Source organism: Maricaulis sp., assembly GCF_015665295.1.
Classification (GTDB): domain Bacteria; phylum Pseudomonadota; class Alphaproteobacteria; order Caulobacterales; family Maricaulaceae; genus Maricaulis.
Genome location: NZ_JADFAJ010000025.1, coordinates 65,142 through 74,554, shown reverse-complemented (window position 1 = coordinate 74,554; position 9,413 = coordinate 65,142). Strand labels below are relative to the sequence as shown.

General features: G+C 64.3%; 14 protein-coding genes. 2 read left to right on the top strand and 12 right to left on the bottom strand.

Features of this window, described 5'->3' with window-relative positions:
• Positions 1-36 precede the first annotated feature (36 nt).
• The 8 genes from QZZ02_RS11815 to QZZ02_RS11780 all read right to left on the bottom strand — a co-directional run bounded on the left by QZZ02_RS11815 (position 37) and on the right by QZZ02_RS11780 (position 4,996).
• On the bottom strand, positions 37-378 hold the full coding sequence (locus tag QZZ02_RS11815) for a hypothetical protein (protein ID WP_291844688.1): 342 nt from the start codon (positions 376-378) through the stop codon (positions 37-39).
• Complete coding sequence (locus QZZ02_RS11810; RefSeq protein ID WP_291844687.1) at positions 375-917, bottom strand: sigma-70 family RNA polymerase sigma factor; 543 nt, start codon at positions 915-917, stop codon at positions 375-377. The genes QZZ02_RS11815 and QZZ02_RS11810 overlap by 4 nt, the downstream gene beginning before the upstream one ends.
• A 13-nt stretch (positions 918-930) precedes the next feature.
• A complete protein-coding gene (locus tag QZZ02_RS11805) occupies positions 931-1,317 on the bottom strand; it encodes a DUF6249 domain-containing protein (protein ID WP_291844686.1) in 387 nt (128 codons plus the stop codon).
• Between the two features lie 85 nt (positions 1,318-1,402).
• Positions 1,403-1,960, bottom strand: coding sequence for an NnrU family protein (locus QZZ02_RS11800; RefSeq protein ID WP_291844685.1), 558 nt, complete (start codon positions 1,958-1,960; stop codon positions 1,403-1,405).
• 83 nt (positions 1,961-2,043) lie between these two features.
• Positions 2,044-2,367: a hypothetical protein gene (locus tag QZZ02_RS11795; protein ID WP_291844684.1), complete on the bottom strand. Its 324-nt coding sequence runs from the start codon at positions 2,365-2,367 to the stop codon at positions 2,044-2,046.
• Complete coding sequence (locus QZZ02_RS11790; protein WP_291844683.1) at positions 2,354-2,893, bottom strand: RNA polymerase sigma factor; 540 nt, start codon at positions 2,891-2,893, stop codon at positions 2,354-2,356. The genes QZZ02_RS11795 and QZZ02_RS11790 overlap by 14 nt, the downstream gene beginning before the upstream one ends.
• Before the next feature lie 8 nt (positions 2,894-2,901).
• Entirely contained in the window at positions 2,902-3,309 is a 408-nt protein-coding gene (locus tag QZZ02_RS11785) for a hypothetical protein (RefSeq protein ID WP_291844681.1), read from the bottom strand.
• A gap of 211 nt (positions 3,310-3,520) precedes the next feature.
• Positions 3,521-4,996, bottom strand: coding sequence for an alpha/beta fold hydrolase (locus QZZ02_RS11780; protein ID WP_291844680.1), 1,476 nt, complete (start codon positions 4,994-4,996; stop codon positions 3,521-3,523).
• A gap of 40 nt (positions 4,997-5,036) precedes the next feature.
• Here QZZ02_RS11780 and QZZ02_RS11775 point away from each other — a divergent pair, with 40 nt between their 5' ends.
• Entirely contained in the window at positions 5,037-6,701 is a 1,665-nt protein-coding gene (locus QZZ02_RS11775; RefSeq protein WP_291844678.1) for a LytTR family DNA-binding domain-containing protein, read from the top strand.
• An 18-nt stretch (positions 6,702-6,719) separates the two neighbouring features.
• Here QZZ02_RS11775 and QZZ02_RS11770 read toward each other — a convergent pair whose 3' ends face one another.
• The gene (locus QZZ02_RS11770; RefSeq protein ID WP_291844676.1) at positions 6,720-7,040 is read right to left on the bottom strand and encodes a SlyX family protein; all 321 of its coding nucleotides are present in this window, start codon (positions 7,038-7,040) and stop codon (positions 6,720-6,722) included.
• A gap of 76 nt (positions 7,041-7,116) precedes the next feature.
• Here QZZ02_RS11770 and QZZ02_RS11765 point away from each other — a divergent pair, with 76 nt between their 5' ends.
• Positions 7,117-7,596 (top strand): glutathione peroxidase, encoded by a 480-nt coding sequence (locus QZZ02_RS11765; protein WP_291844674.1) that lies wholly within the window; start codon positions 7,117-7,119, stop codon positions 7,594-7,596.
• Between the two features lie 21 nt (positions 7,597-7,617).
• Here the strand turns inward: QZZ02_RS11765 and QZZ02_RS11760 are convergent, their stop codons facing one another.
• The 3 genes from QZZ02_RS11760 to QZZ02_RS11750 form a co-directional block, all read right to left on the bottom strand.
• Entirely contained in the window at positions 7,618-8,094 is a 477-nt protein-coding gene (locus QZZ02_RS11760; protein ID WP_291844672.1) for a nuclear transport factor 2 family protein, read from the bottom strand.
• Complete coding sequence (locus tag QZZ02_RS11755; protein ID WP_291844671.1) at positions 8,091-8,744, bottom strand: pyridoxamine 5'-phosphate oxidase family protein; 654 nt, start codon at positions 8,742-8,744, stop codon at positions 8,091-8,093. The genes QZZ02_RS11760 and QZZ02_RS11755 overlap by 4 nt, the downstream gene beginning before the upstream one ends.
• A gap of 66 nt (positions 8,745-8,810) precedes the next feature.
• Complete coding sequence (locus QZZ02_RS11750) at positions 8,811-9,356, bottom strand: carboxymuconolactone decarboxylase family protein (RefSeq protein ID WP_291844670.1); 546 nt, start codon at positions 9,354-9,356, stop codon at positions 8,811-8,813.
• Between the last annotated feature and the right edge of the window lie 57 nt (positions 9,357-9,413).

Below are 9,413 nucleotides of genomic sequence, written 5' to 3'. Positions count from 1 at the left end.
CCGGACCCTAGCGCAGCATGCTGCGCTGCAAAAGCCTCAGGCGATGCGACGCGGCAGAACTGTTGCCACGATACCCACCGCTATCGCCATCGCGGCAGCCGCCATGACTTCCGGACTCATCAGGAAGCCGACATTGGCAAGCAGGCCATCAGTTGGCAGGTGGACCTGGCCGAGCAGGCCCTCAAGCTGGGTGCCGGCAATCGCCGACCCGGTCGAGCCGGCTCCGCCCAGCAATAGGATCCGCTTGCGATCGGGATTGGACAATTGCCTGACCACCCGGTGCGAGAAGATGTCGGCCTCGGTTTCGGTTTCAAGCGGCTCGGCGGCCTGTGCGAAGGCGGCCTTGAGCCGTGCATCAAATGCATCATCCATCGTCATGACGCCATCACCTCCGCGTCCGTGAAGAACGCCTGCAATTTGGCCCGGCCGCGATTGACATGCGACTTGACCGTCCCGAGCGGCATACCGGTCGCCTCAGCGGCTTCCGAATGCGACATACCGCAAGAATAACATAGCACAACCGCGATCCGTTCGTCTTCTTTCAACGTGGCCAGCCCGCGGTCAAGATCAACCACATTGCCCATGTCCCGCGGCGCTTCGCTGTCATCCATACCGATCTGGTATTTCTCCAGCACCCGCTCCGTGGCCTTGCGCTTGCGCGCCGACATCAGGAATTGGGTATAGGCAATCGAGCACAGCCAGGACTTGAACGAGCCCGTGCCCTTGAAGCTGCCGATCTTCTCATAGGCCCGGATGAAGGCATCCTGGGCGAGATCATCGGCCAGGGCATGGTTGCGGCACATGCGATGCAGCATGCCGCGGACCAGGCCCTGATGGCGCCGGACCAGTTCCCCGAAGGCCGCCGGGTTATTCGTGGCGACCACCAGGGCTGTGAGTTCTTCGTCCGACGCCTTCATCGACCCGCTCCGGTTACTCGGAGTCCTGCTTCTTTTTGCCCAGAAGACCGAAGCCTACCAGAACCAGACCGATAAAGCCCGGGAACGAGGCCAGGGCCGGCATGATATACATGGCCTCTTCTTCGCCTTCGACCATGCCGACCGTCCAGCCCAGAACCATGAAGGCTGCGGCCACCGCGATCAGGATGAGGCCCGCTTTCAGGTCGCCATTGCGGTCCTTGCGCGGCATGCCGAGGGCGCGAACGGTATCCGGATCGATTGTCTGACCGGCGCGAATTGCCTCCTCGATCGTATTCAGCGTCGCCTTGCGCTTTTGCGTTCCGGCATTCACGGCGACCCAGACGATACCCAGCACCATGATGAACGGGGCCAGGGAGACCAACATAACCGAAAAGTCCATTTTGCTACTCCTGCTAATGGTCGAGGCGTTCTCAACGCCTGCTTTGACCATGAGATGCGGCGACGTTCGCATTTGGATGCAAAGATCAGCCGATAACCGCGACACCAAACAAATACATGTGCAAATTCAGTATTATGAGTGCCGCAATAAGGCCGAGCACAATGGCCGTCAGATCGCCACCCCAGCCTTTCACGACCGGCGGCGGGGTCTCGCGGAAGCAGGCCGCGACGAAGGTGATCAGGGACCAGACGAAGAAACTGCCGAACAACAGCACCGCCGAGGCCTCGCTATTGGCCAGCAAATGAGCGCCGGACCAGAGCACGACGCCGGCCAGCATCGGATGACGCACCCAGCGCCGGATATGGCCGGGCGCATAGGCAGACGCGATCAGGATGATCCCCAGCGGCACGGCCAATAGCGCGAGATGACGCCCCCAGTCGGGCGCCTGCCAGACAGCCGGGGTCGGATGGGCGATGATCTTGCCGTAAATGATCAGGCCGAAGCCGGTCAGCGAGATCGCGGTATAGATCAGCTTGTAGCGGGTCGCGCCGAGCGCGGATTGAAGGCCGTCTCGCGCGCCGGGCACAACGCGCAGGAAGTGCACACCGAGAAACAAAACCAGACCGACCGCCAATACCAGCATGCGCCATTCCCCCGTTTGACCCTGATTATAGGCGATTCACCGGCCTGTCGCGTGGCAAATGGGGTGCGCCATTGCGCACGGGGTCAAAACAGGCGCAGCCGCGGCCATTCAAACGAGGCCGCGCGGGTCAGCCAGGCATGCCCGATAAAGGCGATGCCGCCGGACAGGGCGAGGATGACCAGGACCTCTGACAGATCGCGGCCAAGCAAGCCCGCCAGGCGCTGCAGGACCGGCGCAACCAAGGCCAGCCCGGCCAGAAGGCACAGGGTCGCCACACAGCGAAGGGCGAGCTCGATCTGGAAACGCCGGCGCGCAACCCGTTCCATCACCGCGGTCCTGAAGACCCGGTCCATGGCCGGCGGCGTATCGGCGGCAAAGAAGCCGGCCAGCGGATCAGGCGTGTTCATCATCCACTCCCAGAATGTCTGCGAGGCGCGCGCGGCCTCTCAGCACATGTGACTTTACAGTCCCCAGCGGCATATCCAAGACCCCGGCCGCTTCGGCATGGGTCCAGCCCTCACCCAGACACAGCGACACGGCGGCGCGTTGTTCCGGCGACAGCTGCGCCAGCGCCTGCCCCAGCGCGATCGCCTTGTCCGGCTGTGGATCATCGGCTTCGGGCCGCATGTCCTGCCAGTCATGGTCGCGCTGCCGGGTCCGAGCCATCGAGCGCGCCTGCCCCTTGGCCTTGCGCCAGGCGATGGCGAACAGCCAGGGTTTCAGGCGCCCGGGATCACGCAAGCCGCGCAATTGGGTCCAGGCCGTCAGGAAGGCTTCCTGGGCCATATCGTCAGCATCACCCTCCCAGGGGCACAGACGACGCAGGAAAGCGCGGATCGGCGCCTGGTAGCGATCAACGATCCGCGCAAAGGCTGCGTCCTGGCCCGAGCGGGCCGCCGCGACCAGCGCGGCGTCCGTCGGTTGGGACGTCATCGGTCTGCCTAGTCCTTGCGCTTGAAGATCGCCGCCGCAAGAAAGGACAGGGACAGGACGACAAAGATCAGCGACACGAAATAGGCGACATCGCCCATGCCCAGAAGACCGGCATAGCCCTCATAGGCAAAGACCGATGCAAAGCCGGCAAACAGGATGACGAGGAAGGCGTTGCCGCCACCGCGCTTGGAATCGCCATCGCCGTCACCGCCGGTCCAGTCATGGCGACCATCACCGGGATCATCGAGGCTGGCGATCAGGTCCGCCGGCGGCTCCTTGCCAGAGGCCGCATAGGTCTTCAGCAGGTCGATCTTGGCCTGGGTGCGCTTGTAGCGCATGAAGCTGCCCCAGCCCGCCGCGACGAAAAAGCCGAGCGGGAAGAGCAACCACCAATATCCCTGAAAAATCTCTGCCATCGGATGATCTCCTGTTTGACCTGTCGTGTCGGCCGGTCCAGCACCAGGCCTTTGACCTGTGTCGCCGCCGGGCCAGCGCATGGATGCAGGCCGGTGAAAATAATTGCAGCACGCGCTTGAAGCCGCAGCTGCTGATCGCCCCGGAGGCAAGCCCCGCCAGCCTAGCGAGGCCGGCGGGGCTTGTCTTGCGCCTTGCAGGCGATGCGGCGTCTCAGCGCTGGAAGGGGTGCCTCGAGAAATCCGGCAGGTCGATGACGATTTCGGTGGTGGTCACCGCCTCCCCGCGCATGAATTCATGCATCACCTCGCCCACATCCGGCGTGGTCATGAAGAGATTGTGCCCGGCATTGCGTACGATGACCTGGCTGACATTTGTCAAACCGGCGACGGCCTCGACCTGGGCCTGCGGATAGGTTCGACCGTCCAGCGTACCGGTCAGAAGCAGGACCGGCGTGTCGCCGGTTGGCCCGGCCCGGAAACCGTCACCCAGATCGAGTCCGTCGATCGCCCCGGCCAGTTGCGGCATCGGAAAATTGAGATAGGGGCCGATCAACCCGGTTTCCGCCTGGGCCTCGAACAGGGCGCGCCGCCCGGCACTCACACCGGACGCGATATCCATGGCCGTCGGCATGGCACGCAGGGTGATACCCTCGCCCGGCGTGACGAAATACGACAGCAGCATGGTGATCAGTGTCGGATCGCCAGCCTCGACCTGCCTGTAGAGAAACGGCAACATGCCGGCATTGGCGGGATCGGCGATCAGGCCGGAGGCGAATTGCTGCATGTGATGGCGCTGCAACAGGAAGGGGAGGCTGCTGCCATCGGATTGCGGCAGCTCGATCAGCAAGGGATTCGCCTCCAGCTGGTCATGGACCCGGCGCATCAATCCGGCAAGATCGGGATGGAGCGCGGCGGCGGCCGGCTGGCTGTCGATGGCCGCTTGCAGGCGTTCGAAATAGGCATCCGTGCGGGCCGGCAGCTTGACGGTCTGGTCGAGACCTTCCGCGCTGGCAATCACAACCCGCTCGATCTCGTCGGGAATCGCGTTCAGGGCGGCCAGGGCGAGATGGCTGCCATAGGAAATGCCCCACAGCGAGATCCGGTCGCCACCGAGGTGCTCTCGCAGGTCGGACAGGTCCGCGACACTCGCCGCCGTCGTATAGCCGAGCAGGTCAACGCCCGCCTCTGCCCAGAAATCCGCACAATATTCCAGCGCCGACCGGTAGCCGGCCACAATGTCGGCATCACTGCGCCGAACGCTGTCATCCGACATCGCGCCGGACTGGCAGGCTGGCGGTTGATCCGACAGGCCGGTACCGCGCTGGTCGAAGGCGATCACATCGCCATGCTGGCGCATGGCCATGAAGAGCGGGAAGCGCGCGCCTCGGGCTGTTCCCGAACCGGATCCGCCCGGCCCCCCCGCGAGATAGATGATCGGCGGCCCGGCGACCTCACCCGTCGCCGGGAAGCGCAGATAGCGGATCGCGATCATCCGGCTGTCCGGATCGGACCGGTTTTCCGGCACGCGCAGCTCACCGCGAAACGCGTCGACCGTTTCGCCGCTCTGGGCGGTGAAGGTGATGGCCTCCTCGACCGGGCTTTCAGCCAGGACGTCAGAGGCCGGGAACAGGGCGAACAGGGCACCGGCCATCAGGCCGGTGCGCAGGGTAAATCTCGGGAATATCATGGCGGTCTCCGCATTGTCGGGTGCCCCCCGGCACATCGACATGGAAGCGCTTTCAGGCGCGCCGGGCATCCGGCAATCGGTCAGCGGCAGTCACCGACCGACAAATGGCGGGACGTTGGGCGGATCGACCGCTAGTCTGGGCAACATGGCCGTTCGTCCTTCTCCCCTCGCCGCCCTTTGCGCGCTTTGCCTCCTGTTCACGGGCGCCGGGCCCTGGGGCACAGCTGGCGCCCAGCCGCTCTCGCAGGTCGCCGTCGAGCCGGTACAGGTCTGCCCGGCCTCCGAGGCCGACCAGGCACCACCTGACTATGACAGCCCGGAATGCGGGAGGGTGCACATCTACGATCTTGATCCGCAGGGCCGTCATATCTGGGCCCGCCTGCGGCTGCCGATCGCGGCGGAGCGCCTGAATGGCACCGGTCCCTACGGGCTGATCATCATGGGCAAGATGTCGAGCGAGGTTTACATCAATGGCACCCGGATCGGTGCCAATGGTGAACCGGGCGATGATCGCGCCGGTGAACGTCCCGGGCGGATCGATGCGAGCCTGTTCGTGCCGCACACACTGGTTCACCCGGGCGACAATTTCGTCGACATCCGCATGTCCTCCCATCACGGCTGGCTGAGACTGGTTTCGCCGATCCACGCGGTGCAGTTCGGCCGCTACCAGGACCCAACCCGTTTCATCATCACCAGCTACTGGCCCAGCCTCATCACTTTCGGGGTCTTCCTGGTCGGTCTTGTCTTCTTTGGTGTCACGGCCTGGCGCAATGAGGAGCGCGAGGCCTCGATCCTGCTGGCGGCAGCCTCGCTGTTCGCCGGTTGCGAGCTGCTGGTTGAGTCGGCACGCGGGCTGGTCGCCTACCCCTATCCCTTCCACGATATCCGGCTGGTGATGATCACGGCCTGTGCCGCCGGATTCAGCCTCTGCCTGCTGGCCTATCTCTTCTTGCGGATGACACCGCTCAGCCAGCTCTCCCGCCTGGTCCGGCTGGCACTGGTCGCGATGATCATGACGGTCGTCGTGGCGCTTGGGCCCGGATTCGACGGAAAAACGGCCGGCGTCTTCCTGTCGGCGACCGCAGCCGGTCTCGTCTGGTCCGGCCTTTGGGCGATCCAGCGCAAGCCTGGCGCCCTCACCCTGCTCGCCCTGTTCACGCTGACGGGGCTGACCATTCTCCAGTTCGGCTCACACTTCCTCGATATTGGCTATTTCTACGCTGCTGCCGGTGCACTGGGCTTCCTGATCTTCCAGCAGGCCCAGTCGCTCGTGGCCGAACGGCGTCAGCGACGCGTGGAGGCCGGGCGCGCGCTGCAGCTCCAGGCCGCGCTGGCCCAGGCCCGCCAGAAATCCGCACCGGCCCAGATCCAGCTGGTGAGTGCGGGACGGGTGGATTATGTCTCGACCGATCGCATCGTCCAGCTCAAGGCGGCCGGTGATTATGTTGAACTGCACTTCGAGGACGGCGCGACGACGCTCTATACCGGCACGCTGGGCGGTCTCGAGAGCGAGCTGCCGCCTGCCTTCCTGCGCGTCCACCGCTCGCACATCGTCAACACGCTCTTCGTCTCCGCCCTCGAGCGCGAGGCGAGCGGCACCGGCCGCCTGGTCCTGGCCAACGGGACGGAGGTGCCGGTCAGCCGCAGGATCATGCCGGCCGTACGCTCGGCACTGGCGGGAAAGACGGCTGACGCGGCGCCCTGACCCTCAATGGGCAGGCGGCTAGTAGTGCGGTGGCTTGGTGACTTCCGGGCCGGGCGCGGCGGCTTCCAGCTGATCGATCTGCGACATCATCTTGTTGATCCGGCGGGTCAGCCGGTCCAGCTCTTCGCGCTGGTCGAGGATAACGCCATTGAGGTCCTCAACCGTCGCATCCTGATGCGCTACATGGATTTCCAGCGCTTCGATGCGGGCCTGCAATGTATCGATCATCTCGCTCTCCCCGTCACGAACCGGCCGGACTGCGCCGCAATCTAGCTGATCCGCGCCGGGATCAAAGGGAAGATCGCGGCGTGTCGCGATACGGTCTGTCCAGCGCGTCATGCCCGGCACTCCAGGAGGCTTGCCTTGTGCGTCGAATGGCCCAGTTTGAGGTCAAGCAACCAGCCGGAGCGCACCCATGAGCCGCATCGAAGACTTCACCGCCACCGATCTTTCCGGACAGGAGGTCGCCCTGTCGGGCTATGCCGGCAAGGTCATGCTGATCGTCAACACGGCCAGCAAGTGCGGTTTCACCCCGCAATATGAGGGGCTGGAGACCCTGCATGAGGACCTCGCCGACAAGGGGCTCGCCGTGCTCGGCTTTCCCTGCAACCAGTTCGGCAAGCAGGAGCCGGGCGACGCGGCGGAAATCGCCAATTTCTGCGCACTCACCTATGATGTAAAATTCCCGATGTTCGCCAAGATCGAGGTCAATGGACCCAAGACCCACCCGCTCTATGCGTGGCTGAAGTCACAGGCCAGGGGCCTGATGGGTTCGACCTCGATCAAATGGAATTTCACGAAATTCCTGGTCGACCGCGAAGGCCGGGTTGTCAGGCGCTTCGGTCCCCAGGACACGCCGGAGAAAATCCGCGGCGAGATCGAAGCCCTGCTCTAGCCCGCCGACGATCCCGCTCCGTTACAAACCCAGCTCGCTGAGGCCGGGGTGATCATCCGGCCGCCGCCCCTGCGGCCAAAGGAATCTGCGATCGGCCGCCTCGATCGCGACATCATTGATGCTGGCAATCCGGCGGTGCATCAGGCCGTCGGGCGAGAACTCCCAATTCTCATTGCCATGGGCACGGAACCAGCGGTCAGACAGGTCACGCCACTCATAGGCGAAGCGCACGGCGATGCGATTGTCCCGGAACGCCCAGACTTCCTTGATCAGGCGATAATCCCGCTCACGGGCCCACTTGGCGGTCAGGAAGGCGATGATCTCTGACCGACCGGTGAGGAAAATGTCCCGATTGCGCCATTGGCTGCATCGCGTATAGGCCAGCGAGACCCGTTCCGGGTCACGCGAATTCCAGGCATCCTCGGCCAGGCGGACCTTCTGTTCTGCCGCCGCCAGGGTGTTGAAGGGCGGTAGCGGCGGCCGTTCGAGCCCGGTCATGCGTCACCGCCTTCCGGCCGCGCATCGCTTGCGGTCTGTGAAAGCTGCTCGCGCAGGCGGACATTTTCCACCTCCAGGCTGATCAAGCGCTCGCGCACGCCCCGCATCGTCTCGATGACTTCAGCTTCGGTGTAGCGCGGCGTGATGTGCTGCGGGCAATTCCAGTCAAAGGCGACCAGGTGCAGGAGCACGATCCGTTCGGGTCTGGCGCGATAGCCCGGACGACGGACCGCCTCGGCGAGCGCCGTATTCGGCTCGGCTGGCAGGAATTCGACGGTCGCGTAAATCTTGAGACGCACGCGGTTCACATAGTCCATGAGGATGAGCGCGACCCGGGCGGAGGCGCGGGCATTGCCGACGGAGATGTATTGGCGATTGCCGCGATAATCGGCGAAGGCCAGCGTACGCGCATCCAGCACGGTGAGAAATCCGGCCGGGCCGCCGCGATGCTGGACATAGGGCCATCCGGTCTCCGAGACCGTCGCCATGTAGAAACTGTCGCGTGCCGCGATAAAGTCCATCTCGTGGCGGGTGAAACTGTCAAAGGCGCGCTCGTGTGTGAATTCCTCCCAGATCCGCGCGCTGCCCATCTCTGCCTGGACCGCCCGCACGCTCGGGGTGATTGCGGTGTCGAGATATCCGTAACTCATGGCGAAACTCCTGCCCGTTCGAAAGGAAAGCGGGCGAACCGCAAAGCCGGTTCGCCCGCCGCGAGGTCAGGCCGCGTCGGCGGCCGAAACGACCGGGAAGTCGATATCGGTCCGGGCGACATTGTTGACGAGATTGGTGAAAACGTTCTCCGCTGCCAGGGCCACGATCTCGATGACCTGACCATCGCTGTAACCGGCGTCGCGCAGCGCCTTGATGTCGCTGTCGGACACCTGGCCCCGCTCACGCACCACTTTCGCAGCAAAGCCGACCGCCGCGTCGGCCTTGGTCTCGCCGGACTTCCCACGGCGATTGCGGGCAACTTCCTCGGGCGTCAGCTTGGCGAGGTTGAGGCCAAGATAGGTATGGGCAGAGAGGCAGTAATCACAGCCATTGATCTGGGCGACGGCGAGCGCGATCCGCTCGCGGGTTCTCACATCCAGCGCCCGGGACAGAGCGCCATTATTGCCGGCAAAGCCCTCCAGGGCCGCCGGGCTCGAGGCGATCAGCCGGAACATGTTCGGCACGACGCCAAGCTGTTTGTGGACAGCATCGAGAATGGGTTTGGAGGCGGCCGGGACGGCATCGAGGTCCGGGATGGGCAGACGGGACATTGATTTCTCCTTCGGTGTCATGGCGATCCGTCGGGGATCGCGTTCTGCCGAGGAGAA